This window comes from Mycobacterium timonense, assembly GCF_025821985.1.
Classification (GTDB): domain Bacteria; phylum Actinomycetota; class Actinomycetes; order Mycobacteriales; family Mycobacteriaceae; genus Mycobacterium; species Mycobacterium avium.
The window spans coordinates 363,697-380,006 of sequence record NZ_JACKSY010000104.1 but is presented as its reverse complement, the minus strand read 5'-3'; the positions used below and the strand labels follow the sequence as shown (position 1 = coordinate 380,006).

At 70.4% G+C, this 16,310-nt stretch carries 16 protein-coding genes; 9 read left to right on the top strand and 7 right to left on the bottom strand.

Annotated features, from left to right (window positions below):
- Nucleotides 1-40 precede the first annotated feature (40 nt).
- Both H7I87_RS24390 and H7I87_RS28880 read left to right on the top strand, forming a co-directional pair.
- Nucleotides 41-1,180, top strand: coding sequence for a glycoside hydrolase family 76 protein (locus H7I87_RS24390; RefSeq protein WP_011726250.1), 1,140 nt, complete (start codon nucleotides 41-43; stop codon nucleotides 1,178-1,180).
- Nucleotides 1,177-2,526, top strand: a complete 1,350-nt coding sequence (locus tag H7I87_RS28880; protein WP_009979449.1) for a 3-oxoacid CoA-transferase — start codon at nucleotides 1,177-1,179, stop codon at nucleotides 2,524-2,526. Before H7I87_RS24390 ends, H7I87_RS28880 begins: the two co-directional genes overlap by 4 nt.
- A 7-nt stretch (nucleotides 2,527-2,533) precedes the next feature.
- Here the strand turns inward: H7I87_RS28880 and H7I87_RS24375 are convergent, their stop codons facing one another.
- Together H7I87_RS24375 and H7I87_RS24370 are read right to left on the bottom strand one after the other, a co-directional pair.
- On the bottom strand, nucleotides 2,534-3,226 hold the full coding sequence (locus H7I87_RS24375) for a DedA family protein (protein ID WP_011726249.1): 693 nt from the start codon (nucleotides 3,224-3,226) through the stop codon (nucleotides 2,534-2,536).
- A 37-nt stretch (nucleotides 3,227-3,263) separates the two neighbouring features.
- Nucleotides 3,264-4,142 (bottom strand): Rv0361 family membrane protein, encoded by an 879-nt coding sequence (locus H7I87_RS24370; protein ID WP_011726248.1) that lies wholly within the window; start codon nucleotides 4,140-4,142, stop codon nucleotides 3,264-3,266.
- Nucleotides 4,143-4,265: 123 nt separating this feature from the next.
- Here H7I87_RS24370 and H7I87_RS24365 point away from each other — a divergent pair, with 123 nt between their 5' ends.
- Entirely contained in the window at nucleotides 4,266-4,679 is a 414-nt protein-coding gene (locus H7I87_RS24365; protein WP_019732918.1) for a DUF3151 domain-containing protein, read from the top strand.
- 6 nt (nucleotides 4,680-4,685) lie between these two features.
- On the opposite strand, the gene H7I87_RS24360 is transcribed toward H7I87_RS24365, so the two are convergent.
- Genes H7I87_RS24360 through H7I87_RS24350 form a run of 3 tightly spaced genes read right to left on the bottom strand, consistent with a single transcriptional unit; the run spans nucleotide 4,686 to nucleotide 7,065 of the window.
- Nucleotides 4,686-5,582: a cation diffusion facilitator family transporter gene (locus H7I87_RS24360; protein WP_011726246.1), complete on the bottom strand. Its 897-nt coding sequence runs from the start codon at nucleotides 5,580-5,582 to the stop codon at nucleotides 4,686-4,688.
- A gap of 40 nt (nucleotides 5,583-5,622) precedes the next feature.
- Entirely contained in the window at nucleotides 5,623-6,405 is a 783-nt protein-coding gene (locus H7I87_RS24355; protein ID WP_011726245.1) for a site-2 protease family protein, read from the bottom strand.
- Nucleotides 6,406-6,414: 9 nt separating this feature from the next.
- The gene (locus tag H7I87_RS24350) at nucleotides 6,415-7,065 is read right to left on the bottom strand and encodes a hypothetical protein (protein ID WP_011726244.1); all 651 of its coding nucleotides are present in this window, start codon (nucleotides 7,063-7,065) and stop codon (nucleotides 6,415-6,417) included.
- A 296-nt stretch (nucleotides 7,066-7,361) separates the two neighbouring features.
- Between H7I87_RS24350 and H7I87_RS24345 the strand changes: the two genes are divergently transcribed.
- The 6 genes from H7I87_RS24345 to H7I87_RS24320 all read left to right on the top strand — a co-directional run bounded on the left by H7I87_RS24345 (nucleotide 7,362) and on the right by H7I87_RS24320 (nucleotide 13,439).
- Nucleotides 7,362-8,303, top strand: coding sequence for a histidine phosphatase family protein (locus H7I87_RS24345; RefSeq protein ID WP_011726242.1), 942 nt, complete (start codon nucleotides 7,362-7,364; stop codon nucleotides 8,301-8,303).
- A 107-nt stretch (nucleotides 8,304-8,410) separates the two neighbouring features.
- Complete coding sequence (locus H7I87_RS24340) at nucleotides 8,411-9,709, top strand: adenylosuccinate synthase (protein WP_011726241.1); 1,299 nt, start codon at nucleotides 8,411-8,413, stop codon at nucleotides 9,707-9,709.
- A complete protein-coding gene (locus tag H7I87_RS24335) occupies nucleotides 9,706-10,344 on the top strand; it encodes a PaaI family thioesterase (protein WP_003873841.1) in 639 nt (212 codons plus the stop codon). The genes H7I87_RS24340 and H7I87_RS24335 overlap by 4 nt, the downstream gene beginning before the upstream one ends.
- Before the next feature lie 53 nt (nucleotides 10,345-10,397).
- On the top strand, nucleotides 10,398-11,681 hold the full coding sequence (purT, locus tag H7I87_RS24330; RefSeq protein WP_063967167.1) for a formate-dependent phosphoribosylglycinamide formyltransferase: 1,284 nt from the start codon (nucleotides 10,398-10,400) through the stop codon (nucleotides 11,679-11,681).
- 85 nt (nucleotides 11,682-11,766) lie between these two features.
- A complete protein-coding gene (locus tag H7I87_RS24325; RefSeq protein WP_003873839.1) occupies nucleotides 11,767-12,207 on the top strand; it encodes a rhodanese-like domain-containing protein in 441 nt (146 codons plus the stop codon).
- Nucleotides 12,208-12,212: 5 nt separating this feature from the next.
- The gene (locus H7I87_RS24320) at nucleotides 12,213-13,439 is read left to right on the top strand and encodes an O-succinylhomoserine sulfhydrylase (RefSeq protein ID WP_009979432.1); all 1,227 of its coding nucleotides are present in this window, start codon (nucleotides 12,213-12,215) and stop codon (nucleotides 13,437-13,439) included.
- Nucleotides 13,440-13,444: 5 nt separating this feature from the next.
- Here the strand turns inward: H7I87_RS24320 and H7I87_RS24315 are convergent, their stop codons facing one another.
- Both H7I87_RS24315 and H7I87_RS24310 read right to left on the bottom strand, forming a co-directional pair.
- Complete coding sequence (locus tag H7I87_RS24315; protein ID WP_031349804.1) at nucleotides 13,445-14,836, bottom strand: NAD(P)/FAD-dependent oxidoreductase; 1,392 nt, start codon at nucleotides 14,834-14,836, stop codon at nucleotides 13,445-13,447.
- Between the two features lie 853 nt (nucleotides 14,837-15,689).
- The gene (locus H7I87_RS24310; RefSeq protein ID WP_023862155.1) at nucleotides 15,690-16,310 is read right to left on the bottom strand and encodes a hypothetical protein; all 621 of its coding nucleotides are present in this window, start codon (nucleotides 16,308-16,310) and stop codon (nucleotides 15,690-15,692) included.

Below are 16,310 nucleotides of genomic sequence, written 5' to 3'. Positions count from 1 at the left end.
ACGCCGCTGGGCGGCCGGGCGTGAGGCAGGATCGGCAGGTATGGATCAGCTCTGGGCCAATCGGGCGGCCAGCTGCGAAGCCGCTGTCACGCAACGACACCTGAGGCGGCTGTGGGGACTGCCCGCCACCCAGCTCGGCGTGGTGGCCTGGCCGCCGACCCGGCGCGACCGATGGTTCGGCACCTGGCACTACTGGTGGCAGGCGCATCTGCTGGACTGCCTCGTCGACGCGCAGCAGCGCGACCCGCAGCCGCAGCGGCGGGCCCGGATCAACCGGCAGGTCCGCTCGCACCGGCTGCGCAACAACCTCTCCTGGACCAACAGCTACTACGACGACATGGCCTGGCTGGCGCTGGCGCTGGAACGCGCCGCCCGCATCGCCGGCGTGCACCGGCGAAAGGCCCTGCCCAAGCTCGCGAACCAGTTCCTCCGCGCCTGGGTGCCCGAGGACGGCGGCGGCATCCCGTGGCGCAAGTCCGACCAGTTCTTCAACGCGCCCGCCAACGGCCCCGCGGGGATCTTCCTGGCCCGCTACGGCGATCACCTGAAACGCGCTGAGCAGATGGCGAATTGGATCGACGAGACCCTGATCGACCCCGAGACGCACCTGGTGTTCGACGGCATCAAGGCCGGTTCGCTGGTGCGCGCCCAGTACACCTACTGCCAGGGCGTGGTGCTGGGGCTGGAGACCGAGCTGGCCGCGCGCACCGACGGGCCGGCCCGGCAGCGGCACGCCGCGCGGGTGCGCCGGCTGGTCGCGGCCGTGGCCGAACACATGGCGCCGGCGGGCGTGCTGGCCGGCGCCGGCGGCGGCGACGGCGGGCTGTTCGCCGGTGTCACGGCCCGCTACCTGGCGCTGGTCGCCACCACGCTGCCGGGGTCTGCCGCCGAGGACGTCGCGGCCCGCGACACCGCCCGGCGGATCGTGCTGGCCAGCGCGAAGTCGGCCTGGGACTACCGGCAAACCTTGGACGGGCTGCCGGTGTTCGGCCCGTTCTGGGACCGCGACGCCCAGTTACCCACGGCCGGCGGCAAACAGGCGGAGTTCGTCGAGGGCGCGGTGACGGCATCCGAGATCGCCGAGCGGGACCTGTCGGTGCAGCTGTCGGGGTGGATGCTCATGGAGGCCGCCTGTAACGTCTCCGCCGAATCGTCGCACGAGAACAGGAGCGCCCTGTGAGTAAAGTCCACCCCGACGCGGAATCGGCTCTGCACGGCCTGCTGAAGGACGGCATCACCGTCGCCGCCGGCGGTTTCGGTCTGTGCGGCATCCCGGAGAAGCTGATCCAGGCGCTGGTGGACAGCGGCATCAAGGACCTCACCATCGTCGGAAACAACGCCGGCGTAGACGATTTCGGGATGGGGCTGCTGCTCAAGGGCCGGCAGGTGAAGAAGGTGATCGCCTCCTACGTCGGAGAGAACAAGGAGTTCGAGCGCCAGGTGCTCTCCGGCGAGCTGGACCTGGTGCTCACCCCGCAGGGCACGCTGGCCGAGAAGCTGCGCGCCGGCGGCGCGGGCATTCCCGGCTTCTACACCCGCACCGGCTACGGCACCACGCTGGCCGAGGGCAAGGACACCCGGGTCTTCGACGGCGTCGAATACGTACTGGAAGAAGGCATTCGGGCCGACCTGGCGATCGTCAAGGCGTGGAAGGGCGACAAGGCCGGCAACCTCGTCTACCGCAAGACCGCGCGCAACTTCAACCCGATGATCGCCACCTGCGCCGCGGTGACGGTGGCCGAGGTCGAGGAGCTGGTCGAGGTCGGCGATCTGGACCCCGACCTGATCCACACCCCCGGCATCTACGTGGACCGCATCATCCAGGGCATCGGCTACGAGAAGCGCATCGAGTTCCGCACCACCAGCGGCGGCGCCGCGCTGAAGAACGACAGCCCGATCCGCGAGCGGATGGCCCAGCGCGCCGCCAAGGAACTGCGCGACGGCTACTACGTCAACCTGGGCATCGGCATCCCGACCCTGGTGGCCAACTTCATCCCGGACGATATCCAGGTCACGCTGCAATCGGAGAACGGCCTGCTGGGCATCGGCGCCTATCCCAGCGAGGACACCGTCGACCCCGACCTCATCAACGCGGGCAAGCAGACCATCACCAGCCTGCCCGGGTCCAGCTTCTTCTCCAGCGCCGATTCCTTCGCGATGATCCGCGGCGGCCACATCGACCTGTCCATCCTGGGCGCGTTGGAGGTCGCCTCCAACGGCGACCTGGCCAACTGGATGGTGCCTGGCAAGATGGTCAAAGGGCCTGGCGGCGCAATGGATTTGGTGTCCGGTGTCAAGCGGGTGATCGTGCTGATGGACCACACCGCCAAGGACGGCAGCCCGAAGGTCCTCGAGCAGTGCACGTTGCCGCTGACCGGCAAGGGCGTGGTCGACATGATCATCACCAACCTGTGCGTCTTCGACGTCGAGCCGGGCCGGGGGCTGCTGCTCACCGAGCTGCATCCGGGGGTGACGGTCGAGGAGGTGCGCGCCAAGACCGGCTGCGACTTCACCGTCGCGCTCTAAAGCCCGGCTACTCGGACGCCGGCAGCCGCTCGGATTCCCGCTCGGGCGTGCGCGTGGGGCGTCGCCGCCCCCGATAGCCCCGCCAGGCGGCGACGAACGCCGGCATCAGCGAGACGACCAGGATGCCCAGGATGATCTTCTCCAGGTTGTGGTGCACGAACGGCACGTTGCCCAGGAAGTAGCCGGCCAGCGTCGCGCCGCCACCCCAGGCGATGCCGCCGACGATGTCGAAACCCAGGAACAAGGGATAGCGCATGTAGGAGACCCCGGCGATGACCGGGACGAAGGTGCGCACGAACGGCGCGAACCGGGCCAGGATGACCGCCCAGGACCCGTACTTCTCGAAGAAGGCGTGCGACTCGGTCACGTAGTGCTTCTTGAAGAACCGAGAATCTTCCTTCTTGAACAGCGCCGGACCGATCCGGCGCCCGATGAAGTACCCGGTCTGATCGCCCAGCACCGCGACGATCGCGACGGCCGGGGCCAGCACCCAGATGCTGGCCGGCGGGTTGGGGTGCGCGGCCAGCAGCCCGCCGGTGAACAGCAGCGACTCTCCGGGCAGCAGCGGGAACAGCAGCCCGGTCTCGATGAAGACGATGACCAGGATGCCGGGCAGCACCGCGGAGCCGAAGACGCCGTCGGCGCCCAACCAATACATCGGGTCGAGGATGTCGGGCAGGGCCGTCACGGCGGTGCTCATGATGCCTCAAACATACCGGTCGCACCGGCAATCATGGCTATCCGCTGGCGGACTGGCAGATCTTCCACTGGTCGTCGCGGTACTGCAGGTCCAGGCTGCGGGTGGAGCGTACCTGCGGGTCGTAGGCCATGAAGGTGGTGACGTTCGCCTCGGCGTGCTGGCCGTTGACCACCACCTGGTCGATGCTGGCGATCACCGGGTACTGCTTGGCCGCCGAGACCCGGCGATAGGTCTCCGCCCAGGCGTGTTCGTCGTAGTCGGCGTAGCCGTCGCGGGTGGTGCCGCAGGTGATGCTGCGCAGCGTGGTGAGGTCACCGCGCTGGATGGCGGCGTCGAAGTTGCCGATGGTGTGCCGGACCTGATCCTCCTGCGAGACGTTGGTGTGCCTGCCGCGGGTGAGCAGCACGGTGCCCAGGATCGCGATCGCCGCCAGCGCCAGCACGATCACCACCAGCGCCAGTATCCAGCCCCAGTTGATTTGCCGGGAGGTGCGCAGCTTCCCGCCGAGCCGAGGTGGAATCGATTGTGGGACAGCGGCTTTGGGCGGAACCCCGAACTGGGTGGTGTTGTCCTGCCCGGGCGGCACGAACGCCTCGGTGGCCGGCTCCGGGGTGGTGGCGATGATCGTGGTTTCCTTCGCGTCGAAGCCCGGCGCGGTGAACCGGCGTTCGCGCTGCGGGCCGTCCGGCGTCTCCTGCGGGCCGCTGGGCGGATCGGGTTTGTTGATCACCACGGTCTCGGTTTCGGCGTCGCTCGGGACCATCGGGACGCTCTCGGTGGCGTCCTCGCTGTCGAAGCCGCCGTCGGGCTCCTCGCCGGTCTCGGGCGTCCACTCGTCGCTCGCGCGAGACGCGCGTGGGTCGAACCCGGGCCGTTTCGGCGGGCCGCCGCGGCCGGGTTCGGGTGGGTTGGGCATGAGTACTACTGTCCTCCCGCTGTCGAGTGGGGTAGTTGCAGAGCTTAGCGACCGAGTACCCCGCTCGGGGCGATGGTAGAGGTGCGTCCCGCGGGCGAGACGAGTGAGCTGCAGAATAGAGCCATGACGCCGATGGGAGATCTGCTGGGGCCCGACCCGATCCTGCTGCCCGGAGATGCCGACGCCGAGGCGGAACTGACCGCGGGCGAGAACCCGGGCATCGTCGCCGCCGCGCATCCGACGGCCTCGGTGGCCTGGGCGGCGCTCGCCGAGCAGGCGCTTGCCGACGACCGGGCCATCACCGCCTATGCCTACGCCCGCACCGGCTACCACCGCGGCCTGGACCAGCTGCGCCGCAACGGCTGGAAGGGCTTCGGCCCGGTGCCGTACTCGCACGAACCCAACCGCGGCTTCCTGCGCTGCGTGGCTGCGCTGGCCCGCGCGGCCGACACGATCGGCGAGACCGACGAGTACCTGCGCTGCCTGGACCTGCTCGACGATTGCGACCCCGCAGCACGCAAAGAGCTTGGGCTGTAAGGCTTTTCAGAAGCTGTCGGAGCACTCGGTGTCGTCCGGGCAGTCGATCTGCACGGTGGCGTGGGCGAGCCCGCGGGCCGAGAGCACCGCGCGGGCGTCGCGCAGCACCCGGGCGGAGTCGCCGGTGCTGATCAGGTGCGCGGTGCACATGTCCTTGCCCGGCGACAGCGTCCACACGTGCAGGTCGTGCACGCCGGTCACGCCGTCAACGGCGCCCAGCGCGGCGCGCAGCTCCTCGACGTCGATGTGGGTGGGTGAGGATTCGGACAGGATCCGCAGTGCGTCGCGGGCCAGCGAGATGGCCCGGGGCAGCACCCACAGCGCCACCAGCACGGCCACCACCACGTCGGCGTAGGGCCAGCGCGTGGTCACCGTGACCACCCCGGCGATCAGCACGCCCAGGCTGCCCACGGTGTCGGCGATGACCTCCAGGTAGGCGCCCTTGACGGCCAGGCTGCCCGACGAGTGCGAGCGCAGCAGCAGCGCGACGACGAAGTTGGCGGCCAGCCCGGCCAGCGCCACCACGATCATCGGCACGCCCGGCACGGCGGGAGCCTCGCGCAGCCGCTGGATCGCCTCGTAGAGGATGAACACCGAGACGCCGATCAGCAGCCCGGCGTTGGCGACGGCGGTGAACACCTCGGCGCGGTGCCAGCCGTAGGTGCGCGCCGGCGACGAGCTGCCCCGGCGGGCCAGCGTGACGGCGGCCAGCCCCATGAACACGGCGACGACGTCGGTCAGCATGTGGCCCGCGTCGGCCAGCAGCGCGATCGAGTTGATCAGCAACGAGGTGACCAGCTCGACGACGAAGAACGCCGCCAGGATCGCCGCGGCCATCACCATCCGCGGGATCAGCCGGGCGTCACCCGTCTCGGCGGGGGTGTGGTTGTGGCCGGCGCCCATGCCGGGAAATATATGCATGGCAACGCATATATGGCAAGGGTCAGACCCAGCGGCTCCAGAAGCGGGTCAGCACGTTGCCCGCGCCGGCCAGCCAGTGCGGCACGCCGGAGAAGTCGAACAGCCAGTAGACGATCCCGAAGAACCACCGGTTGAGCCCCGGCGCCAACAGCAGGAACAGCAGGATGAAGAACCCCCACTGCTTGGCCGGCGCCAGCGCCCGCTGCGTCTCGGGGCTCAGGTGCGGTTCCAGGGCGTCGTAGCCGTCCAGCCCCGGGATCGGCAGCAGGTTCAACAGCACCGCGGTGAGCTGCAGGAACCCCAGGAAGGCCACGCCCGCCCACAGCACCGCGTGGTCGGCGGTGAAGAACGCCCGGGTCAGCGCCAGCAGCACCGCCGCCAGCACCAGGTTGGCCGCCGGGCCGGCCAGGCTGACCAGGGTGCGGCGGGCCGGGGTCATGAACCAGGTCTGCACGTAGACCGCCGCACCGGGCAGACCGATGCCGCCCAGCGCGATGATCACCATCGGCAGCACCAGCGACAGCGCGGGATGGCTGTAGCGGCGCGGGTCCAGCGTCAGGTAGCCGCGCACCGCCGCGTCCCGGTCGCCGAAGCGCCAGGCGGTCACCGCGTGCCCGAATTCGTGCAGGCACAGCGACACCAGCCAGCCGGCGATGACGAAGACGAACACGCCGAGGTAGGCCAGCGGCCGCGGGCTGGATCCGGCCAGCCAGGCCAGCGCCCCGCCCAGCGCGGTCAACCCCAGCAGGGCCAGAAAGATCGGGCTGGGCCGCACCGACTCGTGTTGGGGGGCGCGGAAGCTCACCGGTCGAAACTAGCGGACCAGCAGCCAGCCCTCGATGTTGCGGTAGAAGGCCGACCGCCGCGCGGGGCGGTCGGCCGGCACGCCGTCGCGCAGCACGGTCGCCCCGGTGCTGCCCAGCTGCGCCGCCCGGCCGGTGACCCAGCGCCGCCACGGCCGGCCCGCGACCGCCGCCCGCAGGCCCGGCATCGCCGCCGTCGGCTCGATCCACACGGCGGTGACGTCGCCGTCGAACAACGTGGTGTCGTCGACGACGGCCTCGCCGTGCAGCCACCCCTGCCCGCCGGGCGCCGCCCAGCAGGCCCGCCCGACGATCGCCGAGCCCGTCTCGTCGCGGATCAGCGGCACCCGCCGCGCCGCACCCCGCGCGGCCCGCCGCGCCGCCCGGAATCCGGTGGGCAGCCGGTAGTTCCGGGTGGCCCGGGTGCGCCGGCGCGGCACGAAGGCCACCTCGACGTCCAGCCGCTCGGCGCGCAGCAGCCGGGTCAGCACCAATGCCAGCTCGGCGTCGCCGCCGAGCACGATCAGCCGCCGGTACGGGCCGATCGCGGCGTCGACATCGGTGTCACCGGCGACCCGATGGGTGGGCATGCCGCGCAACGGCCGGTAGCCGCGTCGCCGGCCGAACTGAAGAACCGCGGCGGCCCGATCCTGTTGCGTCACAGCCCATCCAATCGGCGAACATCCAATGACCTTGTCTCCCAACATCTCTGAGCGGACATGAACCGCGACGCCGAAAGGGCGCACCATAACGACACGGTCACAACATGGCGTCGGACTGCGAAAGTTGTTGCCACGCTTCCGGGAAACAACCGGATACTTTACTCCTGCCACAGGGCTGACGTTGCGCGGAATCCCGCCACGAGTGGTTTAGCGGAACGGAGCACCACCATTCCTCGACCAACCGCCATCTTGTCGATCGCGCCGACCGCGTCGGGCGCCGGCCCCATCCGCGTCCGTTGCTGAGGACGCCGCTGTGCCGCGCCGGCGCCGTGCTGGCGTCGGTCGTGCTGCTGTGCAGCGCTTCGGCGACCGCCTCGGCCGACGAGTCGATCGTGATCGACCTGGTGCGCCACGGGCAGTCGGTGGCCAACGCGGCGGGACTGATCGACACGGCGGTGCCCGGCGCCTCCCTCACCCAGCTCGGTCAGCAACAGGCGCAGACCGTCGCCGGCGTTCTGGCGGCGCGGGGCCCGGTCGCCGCGATCTTCGCCTCGCAGCTGATCAGGACGCAGCAGACCGCGGCGCCGCTGGCCAGCGCGCTGGGCATGAACGTCCAAGTGCTGCCGGGGCTCAACGAGATCGACGCCGGCATCTTCAACGGCCAGCCGCAGTTCAGCCTCGGCGGGCTGGCCTACCTCTTGGCGCCGATCGCGTGGATGCTCGGGCTGCGCATCGTGCCGATGCTGGCTCCCGGCTCCGCGGACGCCAACGGGTACGAGTTCCGCCGGCGCTTCGACGGCGCGCTGCAAACCGTGTACGGCAGCGCCGCGGCCAGCGCCGGCGGCTTCGGTGACGTGCTTCAGGCGGTGTACGCCGGGGCGGTGACGAACCCGGTCCGCGCCGCCAATGGCCGGATCACCGGGGTGGCGTTCTCCAGCGAGTTCGCCATCGGCGTCGGGACGATGATGACCGTCAAGAACCCCGATCCGTTGGTGCTGCTCTTTGACCCGCTGCCCAACACGGGCATCGTGGTCATCCAGGGCAGCCCCCGCGACGGCTGGACGCTGATCAGCTGGAACGGCAAACCCGTGCATCCGGGGTGGTCGGCCACCCGGAACGGTCGCGGCGCCAATGGCCTGTGCCTGATGCTGGACCCGTCCACCCGGACCGGCGTGTGCGCGGCCAAACCGCCCGGGCCGGCGAGCGCCCCGGTCGCGGCGCGTCCTGGCTTAAGCTGATTTGCCCGGCTCCTGCGCCGGCCATCGGCGGCCCGCCTCGCCGCCAGGCTAGGGTGGGTCACCGGCTGGACCACAATACGCAGGCGAGATCAGGGTTGGAGCGTGTCATGCCGGCAATCGTCCTCATCGGCGCCCAGTGGGGCGACGAGGGCAAGGGTAAGGCCACTGACCTGCTCGGTGGGCGCGTGCAGTGGGTGGTGCGCTACCAGGGCGGCAACAACGCCGGGCACACCGTCGTCTTGCCGACCGGGGAGAACTTCGCCCTGCACCTGATCCCGTCCGGGGTGCTCACGCCCGGCGTCACCAACGTCATCGGCAACGGTGTGGTGGTCGACCCCGGGGTGCTGCTCGACGAGCTCAAGGGGCTCGAAGACCGCGGCGTGGACACCTCGCGGTTGCTGATCTCGGCGGACGCGCACCTGTTGCTGCCGTATCACGTGGCCATCGACAAGGTCACCGAGCGCTACATGGGCAACAAGAAGATCGGCACCACCGGCCGCGGCATCGGCCCGTGCTACCAGGACAAGATCGCCCGGATCGGAATCCGGGTGGCCGACGTGCTCGACCGCGAGGTGCTGACCCACAAGATCGAGGCGGCGCTGGAGCTGAAGAACCAGATCCTGGTCAAGATCTACAACCGCAAGGCGCTCGATCCGCATCAGGTGGTCGAATGCCTGCTGGAGCAGGCCGAGGGTTTCCGGCACCGCATCGCCGACACCCGGCTGCTGCTCAACACCGCGCTGGAGGCCGGCGAGACGGTGCTGTTGGAAGGCTCGCAGGGCACCCTGCTCGACGTCGACCACGGCACGTATCCCTATGTGACGTCGTCGAATCCGACGGCCGGCGGGGCCGCCGTGGGCTCGGGGATCGGCCCGACCCGGATCACCGCGGTGCTGGGCATCCTCAAGGCCTACACCACCCGGGTGGGGTCCGGCCCGTTCCCCACCGAGCTGTTCGACGAGAACGGCGAATACCTGTCCAAGACCGGCGGCGAATTCGGGGTCACCACCGGCCGGCGCCGCCGGTGCGGCTGGTTCGACGCCGTGGTCGCCCGCTACGCCACCCGGGTCAACGGCATCACCGACTTCTTCCTGACCAAGCTCGACGTGCTGTCCAGCCTGGAGACGGTGCCGGTGTGCGTCGGCTACCGCATCGACGGGGCGCGCATCAACGAGATGCCGATGACCCAGAGCGATCTGCACCGCGCCGAGCCGATCTATGAGGAGCTGCCCGGCTGGTGGGAGGACATCTCGGCGGCCCGCGAGTTCGACGACCTGCCGGCCAAGGCGCGCGACTACGTGCTGCGGCTGGAAGAGCTTGCCGGAGCGCATGTTTCGTGCATCGGAGTGGGGCCCGGTCGGGAACAGACCATCGTGCGCCGCGACATCCTGGCGGCGCGCCCGTGACGGAACCCGACCCGACCGAACTAGATCCCGAATACGAACACCACGGCGGCTTCCCGGAGTACGGCCCGGCCAGCCCCGGACCGGGGTTCGCCCGGTTCGTGGAGTCCATGCGCCGGCTGCAGGACCTCGCGGTGTCCGCCGACCCCGGTGACGACGTCTGGGACGACGCGGCCGAGCGGGTGGCCGCCTTGGTCGAGCTCCTGGATCCGTTCGAGGCCGACGAGGGCGCGGCGCCCGCGGGCCGCACCCCCGGCCTGCCCGGCATGGGCAGCCTGCTGCTGCCGCCGTGGGTGCTGACCCGCTACGGCCCCGACGGTGTCGAGATGACCGGGCACTTCAGCCGGTTCCACGTCGGCGGCAACCACGCGGTGCACGGCGGGGTGCTGCCGCTGCTTTTCGACCACATGTTCGGCATGATCTCGCACGCCGCGGGCCGGCCGATCAGCCGGACGGCCTTCCTGCACGTCGACTACCGCAAGATCACCCCGATCGACGTGCCGCTGCTGGTGCGCGGCCGGGTCACCGGGACCGAGGGCCGCAAGGCGTTCGTGGCCGCCGAACTGGTCGACGGTGACCAGACGGTGCTGGCCGAGGGCCACGGCCTGATGGTGCGGCTGCTGCCCGGCCAGCCCTGAAGCCGGCCCCGAGGCGGGGCGGGCACTCAGCGGACCCACCTATCCTTGGACCCGTGACTGACGGCGTGACCGACGGACGGGACGACGAGACGACGGCGCTCGCCGTGCCCAGGCCCGCTCCCGCCGAGGGCGGCCCGGCTCCCGCCGACGGCGGCCCGGCTCCCGCCGACGGCGGCCCGGCTCCCGCCGACGGCAGGCCGGCGGTGATGCTGCTGGGCTCCGGCGACATCAGCCGCGAGCTGGCGATCGCCTTGGGGCGGCTGGGCGCGCGGGTGATCGCCGTCGACGCGCACCCGCAGGCGCCCGCGCACGCGGTGGCCGACCAGGCGCTGGTGCTGCCGTTGACCGACGCCGGCGAGCTGTCGGCGGCGATTCACCGGCTGCGACCCGACGTCGTGGTGAGCACCACCGACGCCGTCGCGGTGCCGGCCCTCGAGGCGCTGGACGGCGCGGGCGCCGAGCCGGTGCCCAGCGCCCGCGCCGTGCGGCTGGCCGCCGACCGGGAAGGGCTGCGCCGGCTGGCCGCCGACGAGCTGGGGCTGCCCACCGCGCCGTTCTGGTTCGCCGGATCGCTGGGTGAGCTCGAGGCGGTGGGCGCGCACGCCGGATACCCGTTGCTGGTCAAGCCGGTGGTCGGGGCGGTCGGGCCGCGGCAGTCGGTGGTGGCGGGCCGTGAGGACATCGCGGCCGCCTGGCACCGCGCGGTGGACGGTCAGCCCGGCGCCCGGGTGCTGGCCGAAACCGTGGTCGAGGTGCAGTTCCATGTCACGCTGCTGGCGGTGCGCAGCGAGGGCGCCGCGGGTCCGGCGATCGAATTCTGCTCACCGATCGGGCATCGCGGCGCCGGCGGGCGGGTGCTGGAATCCTGGCAGCCGCAGAAGATGAGCCCGGCCGCGATGGACGCCGCGAAGTCGATCGCGGCGCGAATCGTCAAGGCGCTGGGCGGGCGCGGCGTGTTCGGCGTCGAGTTGATGGTCAACGGCGACGAGGTGTATTTCGCCGACGTCACCGCCCACCCGGGCGACAGCGCCTGGGTGACGGTGCGCAGCCAGCGCCTCTCGGCGTTCGAACTGCAGGCCCGCACCATCCTGGGCCTGCCGGTGGACACCATGATGGTGTCGCCGGCCGCCGCCCGGGTGGTCGACTCCGCCGACCCCGGCGACCGAGCGGCCCTGTCCGGCGCGCTCGGCGTGCCGGAGAGCGACCTGCGGGTGTGCGGGGGCGGTTTCCGGGCCCTGGCGACCGCACCGGAGGTGGTCGCCGCCCGGGAGCGCGCCGGCCAGGTCGCCGCCCGGCTGACCGCGGGCGCGGGCGGCGTGGGCGGCGCGGGCGGTTGAGCCGCGGCGGCGCCGGCGCGACGGCCTCGATACGATCGCAGGTCAGGGTGGCCGGCAATGCGTACCGAGACGAGGGGACACCAGCATGAGCACCGAGCGCGCACACTCCTACGCGGGGGACGTTTCGCCGCTGGAAGCATGGAAACTGCTCAGCGACAATCCGAACGCCGTGCTGGTCGACGTGCGCACCGACGCCGAATGGCGCTTCGTCGGGGTGCCCGATCTGTCCAGCCTGGGCCGCGAGGTGGTCTTCCTGGAGTGGAACACCTCCGACGGCAGGCACAACCCGGACTTCGCCGACCAGCTGCGCCGGCAGATCGAGCCGGCGCCGGCCGGCCAGGAGCGCCCGGTGCTGTTCTTGTGCCGCTCGGGTAACCGCTCCATCGGCGCCGCCGAGGTGGCGACCCAGCTGGGCATCACGCCGGCCTACAACGTGCTGGACGGCTTCGAGGGTCATCTCGACGCCAACGGCCACCGCGGTGAAACAGGTTGGCGGGCAATCGGTTTGCCCTGGAAGCAGGGATAGCCCGGATGAGTCAGGCCGGCGACGATTCGGTCCGCACGCCCCCCGCGCTGCCCGACGGCGTCAGCCAGGCGACCATCGGCGTGCGCGGCGGACTGCTGCGTTCGGGATTCGACGAGACCGCCGAGGCGCTGTATCTGACCTCCGGCTACGTCTACGAGTCGGCCGCCGTTGCCGAGCAGTCGTTCACCGGCGAACTGGACCATTTCGTCTACTCCCGCTACGGCAACCCCACCGTGACCATGTTCGAGGAGCGGCTGCGCCTGCTCGAAGGCGCGCCGGCGGCGTTCGCCACCGCGAGCGGCATGGCGGCAGTGTTCACCTCGCTGGGCGCGCTGCTGGCCGCGGGCGACCGGCTGGTCGCCGCGCGCAGCCTGTTCGGCTCCTGCTTCGTGGTGTGCAACGAGATCCTGCCGCGCTGGGGCGTGCAGACGGTGTTCGTCGACGGCGACGACCTCGCGCAGTGGGAGGAGGCGTTGTCGGTGCCGACGGCGGCGGTGTTCTTCGAGACGCCGTCGAACCCGATGCAGTCGCTGGTGGACATCGCCGCGGTCACCGAGCTCGCCCACGCCGCGGGCGCAAAGGTGGTGCTGGACAACGTTTTCGCCACCCCATTGCTGCAGCAGGGCATCCCGCTCGGGGTGGACGTGGTGGTGTACTCGGGCACCAAACACATCGACGGCCAGGGCCGGGTGCTGGGCGGGGCCATCCTCGGGGACAGGGACTACATCGACGGGCCGGTGCAGAAGCTGATGCGGCACACCGGTCCGGCGATGAGCGCGTTCAACGCCTGGGTGCTGCTGAAAGGCCTTGAGACCATGGCCATCCGGGTGGAACACAGCAATTCCTCGGCGCACCGGATCGCCGAATTCCTGGAGACCCATCCCGCGGTGCGCTGGGTCCGCTACCCGTATCTGCCGTCCCACCCGCAGTACGACCTGGCCAAGCGCCAGATGTCCGGCGGCGGAACGGTGATCACCTTCGCGCTGGACTGCCCCGACGACAAGGCCAAGCAGCGGGCCTTCGAGGTGCTGGACAAGCTGACGCTGATCGACATCTCCAACAACCTCGGTGACGCCAAATCCCTTGTCACACATCCCGCTACCACCACCCACCGGGCGATGGGCCCGGAGGGCCGCGCGGCGATCGGGCTGGGCGACGGCGTGGTCCGCATCTCGGTCGGGCTGGAAGGCACCGACGACTTGATCGCCGACATCGACCGGGCGCTGGGTTAGCCGGTTCAGCCGGCCTGCTTTTCGGCCGAGTCGACGTGCTCGGCGGCCGCCAGCGTCCCGTCCTGGGCCCGGCGCTCCAGCCACTCCACCACCGGGCGCGCGTAGATCATCTGGCTGGTGATGGCCATCTGGCCGCGGGTGCGGCCCAAAAACGAGATGCCCCAGGCGAACATGGCGGCCAGCCGGTTGCGGTGGCCGATCAGGTAGTACAGGTGCAGCAGCAGCCACGCCAGCCAGGCGATGAAGCCGGCGAACTCCACCCTGCCGACCTGCGCGACGGCGCTGTACCGCGAGATCAGCGCCATGCTGCCCTTGTTGACGTACCGGAACGGCTTGCGCTCGGCCGGGTTGTCCTGGCCCTTGACCGCCTGCTTGATGATGCCGGCCGCGTACTTCGCGCCCTGGATCGCGCCTTGGGCCATCCCGGGGACACCGGGCACCGACATCAGATCGCCGACGACGAAGACGTACGGATGCCCCTTGACGGTGAGGTCGGGCTCGACGATCACCCTTCCGGCACGGTCGGTTTCGGTGCCGTCGGACTGCTCGGCGATCATCGCGCCCAGCGCGCTGGCCTGCACCCCCGCCGCCCACACCTTGCACGCGCATTCGATGCGGCGCTCAGCGCCGTCCTTCTCCTTGACCGTGATGCCCATGTAGTCCACCGCGGTCACCATCGCGTTGAGCTGGACCTCGACGTCCATCTTCTGCAACCGCCGCTGCGCCTTGAGGCCCAGCTTGGGGCCCATCGGCGGCAGCACCGCGGGCGCGGCGTCGAGCAGGATGACCCGGCATTCGCTGGGGGTGATGGTTCGAAACGCCCCGGCCAGGGTGCGCTCGGCGAGCTGGACGATCTCGCCGGCCAGCTCGACGCCGGTGGGGCCGGCCCCGACCACCACGAAGGTCAGCCGGCGTCTGCGTTCGGCCGGATCGGTGGCCACCTCGGCGGCCTCGAAGGCGCCCAGGATGCGGCCGCGCAGCTCCAGCGCGTCGTCGACGCTCTTCATTCCCGGCGCGAACGCGGCGTACTCGTCGTGGCCGAAATAGGACTGCTGGGCCCCGGCGGCCACGATCAGGCTGTCGTAGGGCGTGACGGTGTCCATGCCCATCAGGTGCGACGTCACCGTCTTGGCGGTGAGGTCGATGGCCGAGACGTCACCCCAGAGCACCCGAACGTTCTTCTGCTTGCGCAGGATCAGTCGGGTGGTCGGGGCGATGTCGCCCTCGGACAGGATGCCGGTGGCCACCTGGTAGAGCAGCGGCTGGAACAGATGCGTGGTGGTTTTCGAGATCAGGGTGATGTCGACCTGGGTTCCCTTGGGCGCGCGTTTGAGCGCCTTGGCCGCAGTCAGTCCGCCGAAGCCGCTTCCGATGATGACGACACGATGGCGCGACATGCCCGTCCCTTCTGCCGTGCCGGGCGGCCGGTCTGCCCAGCGCAACTCCACCGTACGACGCCACACCCGCGAAAGGCGAGGCATCCGGGCAGACCGATACGCCGCGCGGCCCAGCCGCCGACCGGCCGAAGGAACCCCTCAAGGCGAAAACGGTTGGGAGCGCGCGGTTCTCGGTAATGCCAGAACACCGAGGCGCCGCCGCTCCCACGCCGTGAACCGAAGCGAACGGCGAAGTCCCTTGTGCGGCAGCAGGCCCCGGCCGAAGCCGCGGTGAGCCGACGACCCCAGGCCGCGGCTCGGGCCGGTTAGCTAACTCATCTTCGCTTTTGCGAAGCGTGAAATGACCGAAAAAGCCCGAATCACACTGTGGGCTTGTTCGGTTGATGCACTACTACGGAGTGCAGGTCAAACCGGGTCCGCAGTCGATAACTAACGGAACCGTGCACGCCGAGGTCATTGGTGCCGCCAAGGCGAGGACCACGGCGACGACGATTTTGCTGGTGCGACGAGACATAAGAACCCCCTTCGTCTGGGAGACGATATTCTGATGCCCGATGTGGGCGAGTTTACGTCGTCAGCACTTCGCAGATAAGGGATTTCGCGAAGATCGCCGACCGATTCGCCAAACGGATGATCGGCGACCACCGGCGCGGCCCGGCCCCCGGATGGGCATTGCAATCGCAGCAAAATTCGCTGCCGGGAGGAATTCGAATTATCCTGCGCGCGGCCGCGACCGCGGCTATATTGGATCGCTATTTACCGGCCGCCGATTGGTGCCGGTGCGTAAACCGGACATGGATTCAAAAACCCGGCAATCGGTTTCGGTCGCATTCCGCTCCGACCGGCGGCGGGGCTAGAACGGCCACCCGGTGGCGTCGCTCTTGTACTTGGCGTTGAGGTCACTGCAGAAGTCGGCGGCGGTGCCGGCGAGCAGGATGTAATAGGTCTCGCCGCGGCGGCTTTCGTAGGAGGTGGGGGTGGTCCAGCCGCTGTTGCACATCGCGGTTTCGCCGCCGGCGGTGGCCCGTCGCCAGTTGGTCTTCGCGCACGCGGCCAGGTTGTCCGGGCTCGGCGTGGCGCTCTTGGCCGCGACGAGCATGGCCCCACCCCACTGGCCGTCGTTGCGCCGGTAGGCGCGCGCCCCGAACCCGGCGTTGTTGTCCTGGCACGTCAACGCGCGGCGCAACAGTGAAAAGGGCGCCGCCAGCTGCTGGTTGGCCGCCCCCGCCGCCGCGGTGATGAACTGCGCCGCGTCCGAGCCGTCGACCTCCTGCACCACGCCGGGGTTGCCAAAGCTGAACAGCTGCTGGGAGATTCCCTGCGCGGCGGCCGAGCCGCCGCCGATGATCGGGCCGCTGCCGCCGGAAGTCATCGGCGGCAGCCCCGGGGGCGGGTCGGCGGCCGCCGGCGCCGTGCCGGCGTACAGGGTCGCCAGCGCGGTCAGGGCGCCGATCCGGCGGGCCGTGGCACTCAT